This window comes from Pedobacter sp. UC225_65, assembly GCF_042698365.1.
In the GTDB taxonomy this organism is placed as follows: domain Bacteria; phylum Bacteroidota; class Bacteroidia; order Sphingobacteriales; family Sphingobacteriaceae; genus Pedobacter.
In genome coordinates this window covers 239,041-257,014 of sequence record NZ_CP170550.1, presented here as the reverse complement: position 1 = coordinate 257,014, position 17,974 = coordinate 239,041, and the positions used below count along the sequence as shown (strand labels likewise).

At 37.8% G+C, this 17,974-nt stretch carries 16 protein-coding genes, 1 tRNA gene and 3 pseudogenes; 7 read left to right on the top strand and 13 right to left on the bottom strand.

The window, feature by feature from the left end; all coding sequences use genetic code 11:
• Positions 1-190 precede the first annotated feature (190 nt).
• From ACFJIZ_RS01320 to ACFJIZ_RS01300, 5 genes and pseudogenes are all read right to left on the bottom strand, one after another.
• A tRNA-Leu gene (locus tag ACFJIZ_RS01320) sits at positions 191-274 on the bottom strand.
• A 16-nt stretch (positions 275-290) separates the two neighbouring features.
• Complete coding sequence (locus ACFJIZ_RS01315) at positions 291-1,055, bottom strand: MBL fold metallo-hydrolase (RefSeq protein WP_379089941.1); 765 nt, start codon at positions 1,053-1,055, stop codon at positions 291-293.
• A 6-nt stretch (positions 1,056-1,061) separates the two neighbouring features.
• Complete coding sequence (locus ACFJIZ_RS01310; RefSeq protein ID WP_379089939.1) at positions 1,062-2,261, bottom strand: redoxin domain-containing protein; 1,200 nt, start codon at positions 2,259-2,261, stop codon at positions 1,062-1,064.
• A gap of 122 nt (positions 2,262-2,383) precedes the next feature.
• Positions 2,384-3,034, bottom strand: coding sequence for an outer membrane lipoprotein carrier protein LolA (locus ACFJIZ_RS01305; RefSeq protein WP_379089937.1), 651 nt, complete (start codon positions 3,032-3,034; stop codon positions 2,384-2,386).
• Positions 3,035-3,171: 137 nt separating this feature from the next.
• Positions 3,172-5,717, bottom strand: a pseudogene (locus ACFJIZ_RS01300) (DNA translocase FtsK 4TM domain-containing protein).
• 448 nt (positions 5,718-6,165) lie between these two features.
• Here ACFJIZ_RS01300 and ACFJIZ_RS01295 point away from each other — a divergent pair.
• The gene (locus ACFJIZ_RS01295; RefSeq protein ID WP_379089935.1) at positions 6,166-6,822 is read left to right on the top strand and encodes an ankyrin repeat domain-containing protein; all 657 of its coding nucleotides are present in this window, start codon (positions 6,166-6,168) and stop codon (positions 6,820-6,822) included.
• Between the two features lie 183 nt (positions 6,823-7,005).
• On the opposite strand, the gene ACFJIZ_RS01290 is transcribed toward ACFJIZ_RS01295, so the two are convergent.
• The 5 genes and pseudogenes from ACFJIZ_RS01290 to pyrF all read right to left on the bottom strand — a co-directional run bounded on the left by ACFJIZ_RS01290 (position 7,006) and on the right by pyrF (position 10,394).
• Entirely contained in the window at positions 7,006-7,227 is a 222-nt protein-coding gene (locus ACFJIZ_RS01290; protein WP_055130920.1) for a PspC domain-containing protein, read from the bottom strand.
• A gap of 1 nt (position 7,228) precedes the next feature.
• Positions 7,229-7,861, bottom strand: a complete 633-nt coding sequence (locus tag ACFJIZ_RS01285) for a DUF2851 family protein (RefSeq protein ID WP_379089932.1) — start codon at positions 7,859-7,861, stop codon at positions 7,229-7,231.
• A pseudogene (locus ACFJIZ_RS01280) lies at positions 7,806-8,509 on the bottom strand (DUF2851 family protein). Before ACFJIZ_RS01280 ends, ACFJIZ_RS01285 begins: the two are co-directional and overlap by 56 nt.
• A 151-nt stretch (positions 8,510-8,660) precedes the next feature.
• Positions 8,661-9,566, bottom strand: coding sequence for a DMT family transporter (locus tag ACFJIZ_RS01275; RefSeq protein ID WP_379089930.1), 906 nt, complete (start codon positions 9,564-9,566; stop codon positions 8,661-8,663).
• A pseudogene (gene pyrF / locus ACFJIZ_RS01270) lies at positions 9,563-10,394 on the bottom strand (orotidine-5'-phosphate decarboxylase). The gene ACFJIZ_RS01275 and the pseudogene pyrF overlap by 4 nt, the downstream one beginning before the upstream one ends.
• Positions 10,395-10,666: 272 nt before the next feature.
• Here pyrF and rho point away from each other — a divergent pair.
• Together rho and pssA are read left to right on the top strand one after the other, a co-directional pair.
• Complete coding sequence (rho, locus tag ACFJIZ_RS01265; RefSeq protein WP_379089928.1) at positions 10,667-12,451, top strand: transcription termination factor Rho; 1,785 nt, start codon at positions 10,667-10,669, stop codon at positions 12,449-12,451.
• Between the two features lie 75 nt (positions 12,452-12,526).
• Entirely contained in the window at positions 12,527-13,216 is a 690-nt protein-coding gene (gene pssA, locus ACFJIZ_RS01260; RefSeq protein WP_379089926.1) for a CDP-diacylglycerol--serine O-phosphatidyltransferase, read from the top strand.
• A 1-nt stretch (position 13,217) separates the two neighbouring features.
• Here pssA and ACFJIZ_RS01255 read toward each other — a convergent pair whose 3' ends face one another.
• From ACFJIZ_RS01255 to folK, 3 genes are all read right to left on the bottom strand, one after another.
• Entirely contained in the window at positions 13,218-13,358 is a 141-nt protein-coding gene (locus ACFJIZ_RS01255) for a hypothetical protein (protein WP_379089924.1), read from the bottom strand.
• Positions 13,325-13,594, bottom strand: a complete 270-nt coding sequence (locus ACFJIZ_RS01250) for an Hpt domain-containing protein (RefSeq protein ID WP_379089922.1) — start codon at positions 13,592-13,594, stop codon at positions 13,325-13,327. Before ACFJIZ_RS01250 ends, ACFJIZ_RS01255 begins: the two co-directional genes overlap by 34 nt.
• Before the next feature lie 97 nt (positions 13,595-13,691).
• On the bottom strand, positions 13,692-14,195 hold the full coding sequence (gene folK, locus ACFJIZ_RS01245; protein WP_379089920.1) for a 2-amino-4-hydroxy-6-hydroxymethyldihydropteridine diphosphokinase: 504 nt from the start codon (positions 14,193-14,195) through the stop codon (positions 13,692-13,694).
• Between the two features lie 287 nt (positions 14,196-14,482).
• Between folK and sppA the strand changes: the two genes are divergently transcribed.
• The 4 genes from sppA to ACFJIZ_RS01225 all read left to right on the top strand — a co-directional run bounded on the left by sppA (position 14,483) and on the right by ACFJIZ_RS01225 (position 17,946).
• Entirely contained in the window at positions 14,483-16,081 is a 1,599-nt protein-coding gene (gene sppA, locus ACFJIZ_RS01240) for a signal peptide peptidase SppA (protein WP_379093824.1), read from the top strand.
• Positions 16,082-16,384: 303 nt separating this feature from the next.
• Positions 16,385-16,906 carry an isopentenyl-diphosphate Delta-isomerase gene (idi, locus tag ACFJIZ_RS01235; protein ID WP_379089918.1) on the top strand — a complete coding sequence of 174 codons (522 nt, stop codon included), beginning with the start codon at positions 16,385-16,387 and terminating at the stop codon, positions 16,904-16,906.
• A 176-nt stretch (positions 16,907-17,082) separates the two neighbouring features.
• Positions 17,083-17,286 (top strand): cold-shock protein, encoded by a 204-nt coding sequence (locus ACFJIZ_RS01230; protein ID WP_055130930.1) that lies wholly within the window; start codon positions 17,083-17,085, stop codon positions 17,284-17,286.
• 159 nt (positions 17,287-17,445) lie between these two features.
• Positions 17,446-17,946 (top strand): hypothetical protein, encoded by a 501-nt coding sequence (locus ACFJIZ_RS01225; protein WP_379089916.1) that lies wholly within the window; start codon positions 17,446-17,448, stop codon positions 17,944-17,946.
• Positions 17,947-17,974 lie beyond the last annotated feature (28 nt).

Sequence of the window (17,974 nt, the reverse complement as noted above, 5' to 3'; positions counted from 1 at the left end):
ATCGTAAAAACGCTGCTACAAATATTAAGTGCTGTTGAACCAAAGAAAGGGTTAAAATAAACTAGCCTTGTTAAAAATGTTTGTAAAAATCGCTGTTAATCAAGGTTTGTATTTGGACAATGTTTAATTTTTAAATAGATCATCTCCATACAAATTAAAACTAAAAAAACTTCCCATATGGGAAGTTTTGTACCCAAGAGGAGATTCGAACTCCCACACCCATACAGGCGCCAGCCCCTCAAGCTGGTGCGTCTACCAATTCCGCCACCTGGGTTTGTGGTGCAAATATATCAATCTACTTCAAAACTCAAACCATCAAAAGCTAATTTGATGTGCGAAGGCAATTCTTTTTCAATTTCGGCATGTAAACCAAGGTTATGGCTCATGTGCGTAAAGTACGTTTGCTCCGCTCCCACTTTATTGGCAAAGGCGATGGCCTCATTCAATGTAAAGTGAGAAATATGGTCTTCACGTTGCAGGGCATTGATCACCAAGTACTTGCTGCCCTTTATTTTTTCAAAAGACGCATCGCTAACCGTTTTGGCATCGGTAATGTAGGTAAAATCTTTGATCCGATAGCCAATTACAGGCAGTTTATAATGGAGCACTTCTATCGGTGTGATGGATGTTTCACCCACTTTAAAAGGCTCATCCGTTACCGTATGTACATTGATCTGTGGTATACCATGGTATTGTATATCAGAAAATATATAAGAAAATTCTCTTTTTAAAGCTTGTTGTACACGCTCCGTGGCATAGATATCTATACGCTTTTTAAGCAGGTAATTGAATGGTCTAATGTCGTCCAAGCCTGCCACATGGTCTTTATGCTCATGGGTAAACAAGATGGCATCCAAGTCTTTTACACCAGCCCTTAACATCTGGTAACGAAAATCTGGACCACTGTCTATTACAATCGTCTGAGCTGAATCTTCTATTAAAACCGAAACACGTAACCTTTTATCACGATGGTCTGTAGATTGGCATACGGCGCAGCCGCATGCAATAACTGGAATTCCTTGTGAGGTACCTGTACCTAAAAATGTGATTTTCAAAATTAATTATTTACCAAATATTGTCGCCAATTTCTTATCCATCGCTTCATCACTCTCAGCACCACCGCCGTAACGACCGATGATTTTGCCCTCCTTATCAATTAATATCTTGGTTGGCAAAGTATGAATACCAAAATTCTCACTAATGTCATTTGTTCTGTCGAAACTATCTCCATTCCATTTCAAACCCCTCAATACATGTTTCCAAATTCCAATGCCATCTTGTTTTACTGCATTTTTCCAGGCTTCAGGCTTGCTATCATCATCAGAAATACCAATAATTTCGAAACCTTTTGGTTGGTATTGTGCATATATTTTTTTGAGATGAGGATTACCTGCCCTACAAGGCAAACACCAACTTGCCCAAAAATCCAACAGTACATATTTGCCTTTAAAATCGGCTAAACTCAAAGCTTTACCATCAATACCTGTAGCTGTAAAAATAGTGGCAATGGCACCCGGCGAACCTTTTTTAATTTTTACAATCTCTTCTGCAATCATTTTACCATAAACACTTTGTTGTACCCTAGGTGTCATATTATTATAGAACAATTGTGCCGAATCGAGTGAAAGTCCAGAAACCTTAAAGATCATCAAATAAGCAGTAAGGTAAGAATCTGGATTTTTTAAAAAGAAAGCATAGTCTATTTGGTCCATTCTAGCATTAAATGGTTCAAATTGTTCTCTAATATCGCCAGCGCGTTTATGCAAGATATCTTGCTCTGTTTGTGGTAACTTATCTTTTATGGCTTTGGTGTAGGCAGCGTTGGCCTTGGTATAAGCCTCAGAAATGGGTTTCATTTCTGCTTTAATAGATGCCTTTGATAAGTTAAGCCTCTTATTATCTTCTTCTGTTTTAGAACCTAACAATTTAAAATCTTTATAAGCCCCCTCCATAAGCGCTAGTTCCATGTTTGTAGGTTCAATAAAGAAACTAGCAGAATTAGGATCGTCCATATTTCTAGACTTTAAAGAAGACCTCAGGTATACAATACTTGGTCCATCTACTTCGCCTTTAAAAACAAAAGCGTGGTCATGCACTAAAGCACTATCTAATTTATATTTGCCATCCTTTTCTGTATAGCTGATGTAGATGTATCCTTCATTTCTGCCTTCAATAGTTCCGTTAATCTTAAAAACTGTATTTTGCGCAAATCCAACAAGACAGCAACAGCTAATGGCTATTAATAGTCCGATTTTTTTCATTTTCAACTGAAATAAGACGTTAAGTGTATTTTGGTCTACAACAATGATACTTAAAAATTAGCTAAATAAAAAGGGTTTAAGCCAATAGCCTAAACCCTTTTAACATGTAAATTGAATTAAAATTATCTTAAGTCTACCACTTCAACACCAGGATATTTTTTGGCATCGAAAGCAAAAGTTGTTTCTGGCACTTTTACGTTTGGCGAGAATGTTTTCACATTGTAGGTATAAGTATTCCCATTTTTCTCAAAGATCACCACATTGGCAATCTGTTTTGAAACCTTATCAATACTCAAACGGATTTTAAATACTGTTTTTTTAGTGTCTATCGGCGAAAGGTCGATCATTTGATAAGTCTTTGCACCAACCTTGCTTTCTCCAGTATATAGGTATTTAAAGCCTTTTTCATAAATGGTGAAAATCTTAGCTGGGTTGATTGCATCTCCACTGTTATCTACATTAGAGATCTGTACTTCTTTGTCATTTTTAAGATAAGTCCACTGTACTTTACCATCACTGATCAGGTCTTGATTGGTCATGGCTACTTTGTACTTGTTCGCATTCGCTTTCACGTATAATGTACCTTGTTGGGTTTCTTTTACTTTAGCTTGTGCGTTGTTTAGCGTAAAAGTGAAGTCGGTTTTTACGATATCGTAAGAACGATATTTTTTACTCACTGCGGCCAATATCTCTTTGGCCTTCGAATCTGTCTGTGCATTGGTCGTAAACCCAAATGCTCCCATTACCATCAATGCTACTATTATCTTTTTCATCTGTATAAAATTGTTTTTAATTGTAATGAAGCGCTCATGATTTGTCAATTCTATTCTTTTGAAAATCATGATGGTTTCATATTTTCTAATTTATCTGCCAACAACTCTTCAATGCTGGCTGGCAGAAAGTAAATCTGTTATTTGTTATTTAGGTTATTCAAGAATTGTTCCAAAGCGTATTGGTCTGGCAATAAAACTTCTCTGGCCTTACTTCCTTCAAACGGACCAACTACTCCAGCAGCTTCCAATTGGTCTATAATTCTACCGGCCCTGTTATAGCCTAGTTTCATTTTACGTTGGATCAATGAAGTAGAACCCTGCTGATGCGTTACAATCAATTGTGCAGCCTCTTCAAACAAAGGATCTCTATCATCTGGATCAAAATCAGCTTTAGACGATTCGCCATTTTCATCGATGTATTCTGGCAATTGATAAGCATCTGGATAACCGCGTTGGTTACCGATAAATTCTGAAATACGGTCTACCTCAGGTGTATCAACAAAAGCACACTGTAGCCTAATCAAGTCGCTACCTGTCGACAATAGCATATCTCCTCTACCAATCAATTGGTCGGCACCACCACTATCAAGAATAGTTCTGGAATCGATTTTAGACAACACCCTAAAGGCCAATCTGGCCGGGAAGTTGGCCTTGATCGTACCGGTAATGATATTTACAGATGGTCTTTGTGTGGCCAATACCAAGTGGATCCCGATAGCACGGGCCAACTGGGCCAAACGGGCAATTGGTGCTTCTACTTCTTTACCTGCGGTCATCATTAAATCGGCAAACTCATCCACCACCAACACAATGAAAGGCAAAAAGCGATGTCCATTATTTGGGTTCAGTTTACGTTTGATGAATTTATCGTTGTATTCTTTTAAGTTCCTTACCTGCGCATCTTTCAATAGATCATAACGTTGGTCCATTTCTATACACAAAGAATTTAAGGTATTCACTACCTTTTTGGTATCGGTAATGATGGCATCGGCTTCACCAGGTAATTTGGCCAAAAAGTGGCGCTCAATTCTATTGAATAAGGTTAACTCTACCTTTTTTGGATCCACCAGTACAAATTTAAGCTGTGCTGGATGTTTTTTAAACAACAAGGAAACCAAGATGGCGTTGATCCTACCGACTTACCTTGTCCGGTGGCACCCGCTACCAATAAGTGGGGCATTTTGGCCAGTACTCGCAATAAACACCTCATTACTGATGGTTTTACCCAAGGCAATAGGCAGGTCCATTGTATTTTGCGCCCATTTTTCGGTATTCAGGATGCTACGCATCGATACCATTTCTGGATGTTGGTTGGGTACTTCAATACCAATTGTTCCTTTACCTGGCATTGGGGCAATGATACGGATACCCAAAGCGGCCAAACTTAGGGCGATATCATCTTCCAAGTTTTTGATCTTCGAAATCCGAACTCCAGGGGCTGGAATGATTTCGTACAGAGTAACCGTTGGGCCAATGGTCGCCTTGATCTTATCGATCTCTATGTTGTAGTGGTTAAGTGTCTCTACAATTTTATTTTTATTGGCTTCCAGTTCTTCGGCATTTACCGAAATCTTGTTAGAGCCGTAGTTCTCCAATAATTCGAGATTTGGATATTGATAACCAGATAAGTCTAACTTTTCGTCGTAATTACCAAACTGCTCTACCAAACCATCTGCTTTCACTTCATCTTCACTTTTCTCTATCGTAAACGTTGGTGCTGGCGTAACTTCTATAGGCGCTGAAGCTGCTGCTGGTGTAGCCGTTAACATCACATTGGTACCTAAAGGCAAAATTGTAGCCAAGTCTTCTTTCTCTTCTTCTTTTTCTTCGAAGCGGTTAGGTGTTAGGATAATGTTCTGGTCTTTTTTGGGTTGGTTCTTGAAACGGTCGTTTACACTAAACTCTACAGGTTCAAGATCACCTCGTCTTCTACTGCTATTGGTGCAGGTGGTACGGGTACAAAATCGTCTTCTTTTTTGCTGCGCTCTGGGATTTTAAAATCGATGTTATAGGCAATGATCAATATGGTAAGGCCTAAAAAGATAATGAGCCCACCTACTCCGGCCTGCCCAATCTGGGCCACCAATAACCTGTTGCTCCAATAGCCAAATTCACCTTCTAAAAAATGTGGTGTTTCTGCAAAAAACGAATGTCCGAAACCTAAGGCCAAGGAAATAAACAGTAAAAAGAAAAAACTATAGGCCAATACTTTTTCGATGGCGAATATCCTTACTTTAAACAATAAGCGATAGCCTATCACAAAAAACACAAAAACAAACAAGAAAGAGGCAATACCAAACCACTCGTAGATAAACTGGTGCGACAACAATGCGCCAAATTTACCCAACCAGTTCTGTACTACCGGATCATTTACACCATTGCTCTTTAGTTCATTTACAGTTTTAAATAGATTGTTCCAACCTCCATTGGCATCTATTACATAACTCTGGTCTTCTTGCCAAGTAAACAGATAAGAGGTAAAGGCTACCAGAAAATAGATGGAGATGATCACAAAGAAAAGCCCTATAATTTTAACCAGCCTGCCGTTCTGTAGATCGAATGTTGGTAAAATATCTGCTTTAGCTCGGGGTTCTTTGCCTGTTGACGACCGCTGACCCGGTTTTTTAGGATCAGAATCTTGCTTAAATGAGTTGGATTTGAATTGATTTCCCCTTACCGACATCTTTCGTTTAATGTTATTAATCAACAAATATAAAACATATACTTGTTTTGTTTCGTATAAAACAATTACGATTTAAACAAATTATTTCGAATTGCCAAAAGCCCTTCGTAAAATTTATTGAATGGCTATTAAACTTTCTTTATAAACAATAGTCATACTTAAAACTTAATAAATTTTCATTGAAAGATTTTTGTTTTTCATGAAATGAGGGCATCATGAACACTCCCACCTTAAGGTGGATTCGTGATTACTTATTTAAATAGTTTTGTTTTAGGTTAACCCTGCTTGATCATAATTGGGCAGGGTTTTTTTATGGTCAAAAAAACAGATTGAAAGTTCGATTTTTAATGTATCGTTAGCGGTTAGCGTATATTATTCTAGAAAAGCCATTTAGCAATCTCAATTTATTTTTGTTAATTTAACGGATTAGTTTAAAAACTATTAAAAAATGGACATTACGCAGCTCGAAACGTTTATTGAAAATGATCAATTGGCCGAAATTACCTCCTTACTTTCGCAAAAACCCCAATTGGCCGTTCAAGTTACTTCACATCAGATTTCTCCTATCTTATTGGCCTGTTTTTACAAGAAACAAGAAATTGCCAATGCGATTGCAGCATTTGTACCTGAACTGAACATTTTCGATGCTTGCGCTGTAGGTAAGTTTGATACAGTAACCTTATTGGTTTTTAAAGACCCAAAAATTGTCAATTCTTTTTCTGCTGATGGTTTTACTCCGCTAGGATTGGCTTGTTATTTTGCACATGAGGAAATTGCAAGGTTTCTGGTTTTAAAAGGGGCTGAGGTCAATATTGCCAGTAAAAATGGATACAATGTATTCCCGATCCATTCGGCAGTTGCCGCCAATAATTTTAGTATTACCAAAATGTTGTTAGATGCGGGTGCTTATCCTAACGTTTGTCAAAAATTAGGGGCCGCACCTTTACATACCGCTGCTCAATTGGGCAATATCGAACTTATTATACTGCTGTTAGAGCATGGTGCTGAAGTTACTTTGCGCATGGAAGGTGGCAAATTACCTGCCGATTTGGCCGCAGAAAAGGGTTTCCATGAAATTGCAGAGATTTTAAGGGACGAAGATTAGTTAAGTACAGAGTAATAAGTATTAAGTAATAAGTACTAAGTATTAAGTAACAAGTATTAAGATTATTAGACCAACTTATAACGACAACTCTAAGGGTATCTAGTACTAAGTATCAAGTATTAAGATAGACCAACTTAAAACTTATAACGTACAACTTTTCACTTTAAACTTTAAACTTCACTCCTACATATCCCAAACTCTTAATCTAGCTTTTTTCATGTAGTTTCTGATATCCAAAACAATGGCAGCAAGGATATAGAACAGAATTGGAAAACCTACCGCTAAAAAAGAAGAGTAGATAAAAAACAAGCGGACTTTGGTTGTACTCATATTCAGCTTGTTGGCCAAATAGGCGGAAACACCAAAACTTTGTTTTTCGAAAAAGGTAACAATACGTTGAAACATCTTATTGTCTTAAAATTTTAATTCCAATACCACAATTTAAGCATTTTTTTTCATTACAGTAAGTTTTTTTCAATTGTAACAAAGCTTGCGTCTGGTAAGCATCTTTAATACGAACACCAGCATCTATATATTGTTTGACAACTGCATTATTTTCTGCCGGTAGATTTTCCAAGATATAAAAACACCGTGTAATGTAATTGTGTTGGTCCATCGCTTTGCCAAATGCGAATAGAAACAATGAAAGTGTATTGATCAAAATGTTATCAATAGAGCCTTTACCAAGCTGTAAACCTACATTTTCAGCAGTTTTATTAAAATGGTAATGGTTTTGCCAATAAGGATTTACAGGCAACGCCTCAAACAACTGCTGCGAATTTCGATAATCTCTAAGGGCCAAAACTTTAGAAAACAAATGATTAGAGTCGATGATCAATGCTGCAAATTGTGCCAAACGTAGGGTTGGAAAGTTCTGCGGACGCATGCGCATAAACTTCCATAAAGAAACTTCTATAGGTTGTAAGCCGTATTTCTTTTGCAGAAAGCGATATTCTGCTTGGAGTTGTTTTGGATATTCGTCTTTAAATTTTTGGTCTAAAAATCCCGCCTGCCCGAAAATCAGGGCCTCGATCTGCAAGGGCTCGATCTTTATGTTTGGCAAACAATTGTTGGGGTAAGGAACGTGCCAACATTTCCATCGGTACGGCATTTACCTTAAAACCAAAGTTTCTGGCCATAAAATGATAAAAAGCTTCGTCCCAATCGTTTTTTAGCTCTTTTAACTTTTCATAAACCTCTGCAGATTTATCTTCCAAACGTTCTACCAAAACTCTTGATAAAAATCCTTTGATTAAAAAGTCATCAATTTCATGGATCTGTTTTTCGCAGGGAAAGTTGTTTGCCGCCGTAATCAAAGCTTCGTAATTATTTGCTAAGGAGGCAGGAAAACGATTTTTGAGTACTAAGGCTGGTAACAGAGTTCCATCCTTTCTATAGATCTTGGTATCATCATCATACACTACATGTAAGATTACGTTTTCGTAGGCATTGTCCAGTTGATGCTGATGCAATAACCAATCTGATGATTTGAGGTGATCTCTACATTCCCAACCCAAGTGGTATCTCCTATCACGAGTTTGGCATTGCTAAAATCAGGACCAGCATTTTTGTTCAGCGTACCCAGCTGAATAACCTGAATGATTTCTCCAGTAGTGGTTTGTAGAGGTTCTGCACCATACAACCTAAACTGCCAAACAAAATGTAAAAGTTCTTCTGGAAAGTTCATCACTGAATTTATGCATTAAAATGAAGAGATTCCATCTTTAAACAAAATTTAACCCTATCCTATCATCCATTATTTAATGAGGAAATAGAAATTAATTTATCTGAAAATTTTGTTCTGTTGAGGCAAATTTTAAGGACATTATCATATTTTGTTAAGCCATTACCTTTTGTTTTTTCTTGTAGTTGGTAATAAAAACTCCTGTAATGATCAATGCAGTGGCAATGAGCAGGTCTATGGTAATCACTTCATCCAATACAAGCCAACCCAAAAAAATTGCAATTATGGTATTGAAATAAGAAAGAATGGATACCTCGGTAGCGGTTACCTTCTTCAGCGCATAATTGTAACAGAAATAACCTACAATTGATCCAAATACCCCTAAATAAAGTACGGCCAATAGGCTTTCCATACTCCAGGTACTTGGTGTTATGTTTTTAGAAAATACAAAAGCAAAAACCAATTGCACAACGGTGGAGAACACAAATTGATAAAACAGATCTAAGAAGATATTTGAACTCTGGTGGGTATATTTTTTGGTGTAAATGGTACCGACAGCCCAGCCCATGATCGCTGCCGCCAAAAACATGATTCCTATTTGATAATCGGGATCAAGCAGGTCACTCAAGCCATCCCTAAAAATAAAGGCTACGCCAATAAAGCCTATAATAACACCTAAAAATCCTTTTAAAGTTGGTTTTTGTAGGCCTATGGCTACACTTCCTATAAAAACAACAATTGGCGAAAGTGCATTGAGCAAAGAAGCTAAACCACTTGGTATGCTCTGCTCGGCAACGGTGGTCATGCCATTGGCGATGATCATCATCAGGGTAGACAATAACATCTGTCTCCTCAATGCAGGCCATCCTATCCATTTCAGTTCGCTTTTACGCAACAATACGACCAACAAAATAAGCGAAGCAATACCTTGACGCATGGCTGTTACAAACCATGGTGGTATGGTGTGCACTGCTACGCGGATACCCAAATAAGTGGTCCCCCAAACTATGGCTACTGCCAATAAGGAAATGATCAGTTTGAGATCTGTTTTTGCTTTCATAGCAAGTTAGCAGACCCTAAGATCTGTTCCATTTCTTGCTGTAGCATTAGCGCTTCTTCTCGTGCTTTTTCTGCAAAATCCAAACCATCACTGGCGTAGATAATGCTTCGGGCAGAATTGACCAATAGACCACATTCTTTGTTTAAACCATATTTACATACGGCCGATAAACTACCGCCTTGTGCACCAACACCAGGCACTAATAAAAAGTGCTCGGGTGCCAATCGACGGATATTTTCAAATTCTTCTGCTTTGGTAGCTCCAACAACGTACATCAGCTGCTCGCTGCTGGCCCATTTCGAAGAAGTGGTCATGACCTGTTCGTATAACTTTTGATCTTCACTTTGTTTGGTCTGAAAATCCTGACTTCCTGTATTTGAGGTCAAGGCCAACAAGATCACCCATTTGTTAGGATCGATCTAAAAATGGCGCAACGGAGTCTTTACCCATATAAGGGGCTACGGTTATCGAATCGAAACTCATCTGCGAGCTTTCTTCGTTAAAAAAGGCTTCGGCGTACATGGCAGATGTATTACCGATATCGCCACGTTTGGCATCTGCTATGGTAAATACATCCTTTGGAAAATGTTTCCAAGTGTTAACCAAGGTTTCCCATCCCTTAACTCCCCTACTTTCGTAAAATGCAGTATTGGGCTTATAAGCAACGCAAAGATCATGTGTGGCGTCAATCAATTGTTTGTTAAACTCCAAGATAGGGTCGTTGTATTTCAACAAATGTTTCGGAAGTTTGTCCAATACAGGATCAAGGCCAATGCATAAAAAAGATTTCTTCTTTTGTATCTGCTCAAAAAGTTGTTTCTTGTTCATTTGAATGGGAGAATGGGTGCACAAAGATGCCAAATTTTAAGTTTTTTAATACCTCAAAAACAACAATTTTGAAATTTATTTTTAAACAATTTTAAATTTTTGTTGCAGATTAATTTTCAAATACATACAATTGTGACATAATTCCTGAATGTTCATCTGAATATCCCAGAAAAATCTCAACCAAAATTGTTATTATAAATGTTGTAAAGGGCATTTTTCCATTATATTCTTTTGATAAACCCTATTTAAAATTTCTCGACAAGCACATATAAATGTTTAATAAAACAGAATTAACTGAAAAGCTGACTGCTGAATTACGTGAGTTGGCAAAAAAAGAAGGCATCAACAACGCAGACGATTTGCGCAAAAATGACCTTATTGAACAAATTTTACAGCAACAAGCTGCTAAAAGCACAAGCGCTGAGGTAGTGAACGAAAATGCTGCCCCGATTAAAGAGACAAAACTTAAAGCGAACAAGGAAAATGCCACAGAAAAACCTGTTGCAAAAAAGAGAGCTCGTATTTCTAAAGACGACAAGAGCAATCAACCTCAACCTGAACGCGAAAGGATAACTTTATTTGATGAACCACAGTTCCGCAATGCAGAACCACAACCAGAAATTGAAGTTATTGAACCACCGGTAGTAGTTGTTCCACCAGATTTTAATGATGATCCGGAGCGATTGGAAACCATTGCTACTAAACTACAAAACCAGGCGAACCAGCCACAACAACCTAACCCAGCCAAAAAAGACAGATTGCCTAAAGAAGCAAGACCTGTTAAAGAAAATAAAAATGCTCCTGCTGGAGAAGAAAAACAGCCTAGAGAAGAAAGAGCACCTCGAGAAGACAATGCCAATCGTCCTCAAAAAGGCCAGAATAATCCTAACCAGAACGGTGGTAGCCACAAACAGAACGAAACCAGTTATTCTAATCTAGATTTCGATAATACCATTACCAACGAGGGTGTTTTAGAAATTATGCCTGATGGTTATGGCTTTTTACGTTCTGCAGATTACAACTACCTTTCATCACCAGATGATATTTACGTATCACAATCGCAGATCAAATTGTTTGGTCTAAAAACTGGTGATACCGTGAATGGAAGTATCCGTCCTCCGAAAGAAGGCGAGAAATATTTTCCATTGGTAAAAGTGATCAGCATCAATGGGCGTATCCCTGCCGATGTGCGCGACCGTGTTCCTTTTGATTACCTGACCCCGCTTTTCCCTACAGAAAAACTAAATCTTTTTACAGATAGCAGCAATTATTCTACACGTATCATGGATCTATTTACCCCAATTGGTAAAGGTCAACGTGGTTTAATTGTCGCACAGCCTAAAACGGGTAAAACCAATTTATTAAAAGAAGTGGCCAACGCCATTGCCAAAAACCACCCAGAGGTCTATTTGATCATCCTATTGATTGATGAGCGTCCGGAAGAGGTTACCGATATGGCACGTAGCGTAAGGGCCGAGGTTATTGCCTCTACTTTTGACGAGCCTGCAGAGCGCCATGTAAAAATAGCCAATATCGTTTTAGAGAAATCAAAACGTTTGGTAGAATGTGGTCACGATGTGGTTATCCTTTTAGATTCAATTACCCGTTTGGCCAGAGCTTATAATACTACTGCACCTGCATCTGGTAAAATCTTATCTGGTGGTGTTGATGCCAATGCATTGCACAAACCTAAACGTTTCTTTGGTGCTGCCCGTAACATTGAAAAAGGTGGTTCATTAACTATTTTGGCAACTGCCTTAACGGATACAGGTTCTAAAATGGACGAGGTGATCTTCGAAGAGTTTAAAGGAACAGGTAACATGGAACTACAGTTGGATCGTAAATTGTCTAACAAACGTATCTTCCCTGCTATTGATATTACTGCATCTAGTACACGTAGGGACGATCTGTTATTGGATAGAGAAAACCTACAACGGATCTGGGTACTGCGTAACCACTTGGCCGACATGAACAGTCAAGAAGCGATGGAATTGGTACAGGCCCAAATTAAAGGCACCAAGACCAACGAAGAATTCTTAATGGGAATGAACGGATAGGAATTGTTAAAAGTGTAAAGTAAAAAGTTGACCTTATTGCTTTACACTTTCTACTTTTAACCTTCAACTTTGAACATGAAAAAACACATCCCTAATGCCATTACCTGTGCCAACCTCTTTTCTGGTTGCATCGGTGTTGTTTTTGCATTTAAAGGCGATTTACAAACAGCGGCCTATTTCGTTCTGCTTTCTGGTATATTCGATTTTTTTGATGGGATGGTAGCCCGATTGTTAAATGTAAAATCGGCTATTGGCAAAGAATTGGATTCGCTGGCAGATATGGTAAGCTTTGGTTTTTTACCTGGCGTGGTGATGTTCCAATTGTTGAAGGTAAGTGATTTCAGTTCTCCGTATCTACCCTATCTGGGTTTTATCATTACCGTATTTTCTGCACTTCGCTTAGCTAAATTTAATATTGATGAAAGGCAAACAGAAGAGTTTATTGGTCTAAACACACCAATGAATACCTTATTTATCGTGTCCTTGCCATTTATTGCTCTGGATTATCCGACAGTAATCGGATCTTCGATCTTATTGATTGCCATTACGGCTATTACCAGCTTCCTGCTGGTAAGCGAGATCAAGACTTTCTCTTTGAAATTTAGCAACATGACCTGGGCTAAAAACAAGTTCAAGTTCATTTTCCTTATTTTATCGGCCCTACTGATTGTTTTCTTAAAATTTGCAGCAATACCATTTGTATTGGTATTGTACATCGCCTTATCTGTATTACACTTTAGAGGGATTACCAATAAAGCTAAATAGCTTAGCCTTTTTGTTCCAATACCGCTTTTGCTTCGTCTAATTGTTTGTATAAGATTTCAACAAATGCTTTGGCCTCCTCAAAAGCAGCCGGAATACCTTCTATATCTTTTAGTTCGCGGGCATTTCTTTCAATTTCCTGCATGTGATCCTTACATCTTCCCTACCTACATAATAAAACGTTGGTTTCATTTTATGGGCACACTCAGAAGTAGCTTTCCAGTCTTCTGCCACAACTGCTTTCTCTAGGTCTGCCATGTATATTGGGGTCTGCTTTTGAAAAGCTTCCAACATTTCGATCATAAATTCGGCGCTATCGCCAGACATGTCCCTTAAATAAGAGAGGTCAAGGGGCTGGGTGTTTTTACTGTGATCAATCATTGCTTCAAACTTAGATAAAATTGTGATTTAATGCAATTCCATAAAATATTTTAGCAATCATTCATTTGGGCTTTTCAACACACCATCATCAGAAAACCTAAACAGATGGCTTTTTGGATACGGACAGCGAATCAGTAAGACTTTCTAATATTTCTGATACACGCTGACCAAGGATGGGATGGATCACATCTGGTGCAATTTCGGCGAGTGGTTGCATTACAAACTTCCTATGTTGCATTTCTACATGCGGGATTTGAAGCTCGTCACCAATTTTAATGACCTGATCACCATAAAGGATAATATCGATATCTATCAATCTCGAGCCCCATTTCTCATGCCTAATGCGGCCAAGTAGTTTTTCTATAGACAATACGGTTTCCAACAATGCTGTTGGCGTTAACAAGGTTGTTACACCAACGGCCAGATTTAAAAAGCCAGGTTGGTCAGTTTTACCCCACGCTGCTGTTTCATACACAGCAGACTTAGCGAAGATGTTGCCTACCTTTTCCTGGATCAATTTTAATGCATTTTCGAGATACAGTTCCCTATCGCCTAAATTGCTTCCGAGTAACAAATAAGTCTTTACTTTGTCTATATGCATATCAAACTGTGCGCTAATTGGAATATAATTGCCTGGTTAAATCAACAGGCTCAAATTTACTATTAAGATGCCGTTCAGTTTTATATATTTACAAATTAAATATTTACCTATCGCATGAAAGATTTTTTTAAGTATGTTTTTGCAACAGTAGTTGGGATTGTTATTTCTACAGTAGTCCTAGTTGTGCTATTCTTCGTTATATTGGTTGGTGCGGTATCATCTCTGGGTGAAGACAAAAAAGTAGAAGTGAAGAGCAATTCTGTTCTCTTTTTACTCTAGACCAAGCTATTACGGAACGTACACCCGAAAATTCTTTCGCAGGATTACCAATTATTGGTGGAAGCGAGAACAAGAGCATCGGTTTTAATGATTTGATCAAAGCCTTAAAAGCAGCTAAAGATGATGACAAGATCGAATGTGTTTACATCAATGTAAGTGCGCCAAATGCGGGTATGGCCACCATGTTAGAGGTTAGAAATGCAATCCTAGATTTTAGGAAAAGTAAAAAACCTGTAATCGCCTATAGCGAGATTTATAGCCAAGGAGCGTATTACTTGGCTTCTGCAGCTGATAAAGTTTATTTAAACCCACAAGGGGCCTTAGAATTTAAAGGTTTCAGCTCTCAGCTTACCTTTTTTAAAGGAGCTTTAGACAAATTGGGCATTGAAGCACAGATCATCCGTGTGGGCAATTACAAAAGCGCTGTTGAGCCTTTTATTACCACAAAAATGAGCGATTATAACCGTCAACAAGTAACAGCTTACGTTGGTGGTTTATACAAAACCTTTTTACAGGGCATTTCTGAAACCAGAAAAATCAGTACCGACAGTTTATTTGTATTTGCCGACGATTATAAGATCCAATTGCCAAAAGATGCCTTGACCTATAAAATGGTTGATGCACTTAAATACAAAGACGAAGTATTAGACGAACTGAGAAGCATTACCGGTAAAGACAAAAAAGCAAATATTACCACAATCAGTATCAACGATTATATTAAAAACCTACCTTTTGAAGCCACTTATAGCAGCAAGAACAAAGTCGCTGTAATTTATGCCAATGGTGATATTGTTGGTGGCGAAGGTTCTGACGAACAGATCGGTTCTGAACGTATTTCTAGAGCCATCAGAAAAGCAAGATTAGACGACGATATCAAAGCCATTGTACTCCGTGTAAATTCTGGTGGAGGCAGTGCACTGGCATCCGATGTGATCTGGAGAGAAATTGTATTGAGTAAAAAGACCAAACCTGTAATTGCCTCTTTTGGCGATGTTGCAGCATCTGGTGGATATTATATCGGTTGTGCAGCAGATAGCATTTTTGTACAGCCCAACACCATCACTGGTTCAATTGGTGTATTTGGCATTATCCCTAACCTACAGAACTTGTTGACCAACAAATTGGGAATTACTTTTGACGGAGTTAAGACTGGAAAATATGCCGATATCATGAGTTTAAACCGTCCATTAACTGCTGGCGAACGTTTCATTATCCAAAATGATGTAAACCATGTATATGATAGTTTCATTACCCGAGTGGCCGATGGTCGTAAAAAAACAAAAGCACAGGTAGATAGCATTGGTGGTGGACATGTGTGGATTGGAACTGATGCCGTAAAAATTGGTTTGGCGGATCGTTTGGGCAGTTTCAACGATGCTATTGCCTCGGCAGCAAAAAAAGCTAAACTGAGCGAGTACAAGGTGGTAGAATACCCAGAAAAGATCGACCCATTAAAATCTTTCCTTTCCAACGCGAAAGAAAACATCAGCGTTTATTATACCAAAAAGGAACTTGGTGAAAATTACCTGATCTATAAACAGATGCAAAAAGCAATCATCAACTCTGGTGTTCAGGCCAGGATGGATTACGAAATCCAGATCAAATAAACTTTAAATGATATTTAAAAGCTGTTCGATAACTTGAACAGCTTTTTTTTAAAAAAGAACAAGCCACAAAACCTAAAAATTAACAGCTTATTTACAACATTTTATAACGCTAAAACAAACGACTTTATAACATATCAATGTAATTATCAGGTCAAGTAGTATTTTGTCTACAAAGAATATCAAATCACCCGCTTATTTTTGCATCCAATAGCAGAGAAGCGTTCAATTGTTTTGATGAATTTGAGGAAGTTTGATCAAGCAGCACGCAACTTATAACACGTACGACAAAAAAAGATTAAAGAATTGACAGAAAACGTAATACTTGTAGATAGCTACGATAATGAAACTGGAATTATGCCTAAAATGGAAGCCCATATCAAGGGATTGCTCCATCGTGCTTTTTCTGTTTTCATCTTCAACAGTGAGGGAGAATTGTTATTACAACAAAGAGCTTTAGACAAATACCATTCTGGAGGCAAATGGACCAATACCTGCTGCAGCCATCCCAGATTGGGAGAACAAACCATTGATGCGGCCAACCGCCGTTTAATGGAAGAAATGGGCATGGAATGCGACCTTCAATATGGATTTAATTTCATTTATAAGGCCGATATGCTCAACGGCATTGCCGAACATGAATTTGACCATGTGTTTTTTGGTTTGAGTAACGATATTCCCAAACCAGAGCCAAAAGAAGTTGCCAACTACAAGTACATCAGTATGGAAGATCTTGAAAAAGACATTGAAACCAATCCGAGCCATTATACCGAATGGCTAAAGACCTGTTTCAATAAAGTGATGAAAAGTTACTTGCAGATTTTTTAGGACCAAAATCGAGTACCTCGATAAAAAGCCAAACACGATAGCATTTTTTTAATATTTGCGGCCATGCGGTTAAGTTTATACGGTCAATTAGTTAATTAATTGTAATTGTATGAAAATAATTTAAGCTTTTATATTGAAATTGTTATCTTCACTTTTTAATTTAATAATAAGTAGTTATGACAGGTACAGTAAAATGGTTTAATGATGCTAAAGGCTTTGGTTTTATAACTCCAGAAGAAGGCGGTAAAGATATATTTTGCCACCACTCAGCGATCCAATCTTCAGGACAAAGATCACTGCAAGAAGGACAAACAGTAGAATATACTGTAAAAGAAGGCAAAAAAGGCCCTGAAGCTGAAAACGTAAAAGTTGTTGGATAAGTAGTAATTTTTTATTTATTTATTTGATGCACAAAAGCCATCCACCACCGGTAGATGGCTTTTTGATTTTACTGAAAGCTAGAATATTTCTTAATAATTAAAAAATTATTCACGCAGAACTTAAAGGTTTTACTAATTTTAGGACCTAAAACTTCCTCATTGTTATCACTTTTTACGTATAAAACCCCAGCAAACTTTGCGAATGCTTTTAAAGAATTCTATCATGTTGCCAACCTTAAGCAAATAAGAAACTTAAGCATTGTTATTTTGGCGGTTACTGTTTTTAGTAGGGCCATAGCCTTATTTTACCACGACCAAGTTGTACTGATAGAACGATATACCGCTTATTCTTTGATCAATTGGGTACAGATCAGTGGTGGTCTACTATTTTTAATATTGAGCAATTTCGCCTTAAATTCTACCCACTGGAGTAAAACAGGTAAAAAAGCATTGACCATCTTTTTTATACTTTTTGTACTGTTAACCTCATTTGCGGTCAGTTATGTGGTTTCTACCTATAATACCAAAAATACATTGACCATGTTTTTAATTGGCATTGTGGCCGTAAGTCTCTTTTTTGTGGTAGAACGCAAAGAGATTGTGCTGATCTCTTTTTCATCATCCTCATCTTTCTATTGGGTATGGTTATCCCTAAATTGACGTTTCAGGACAAGATCATGAACCTTCT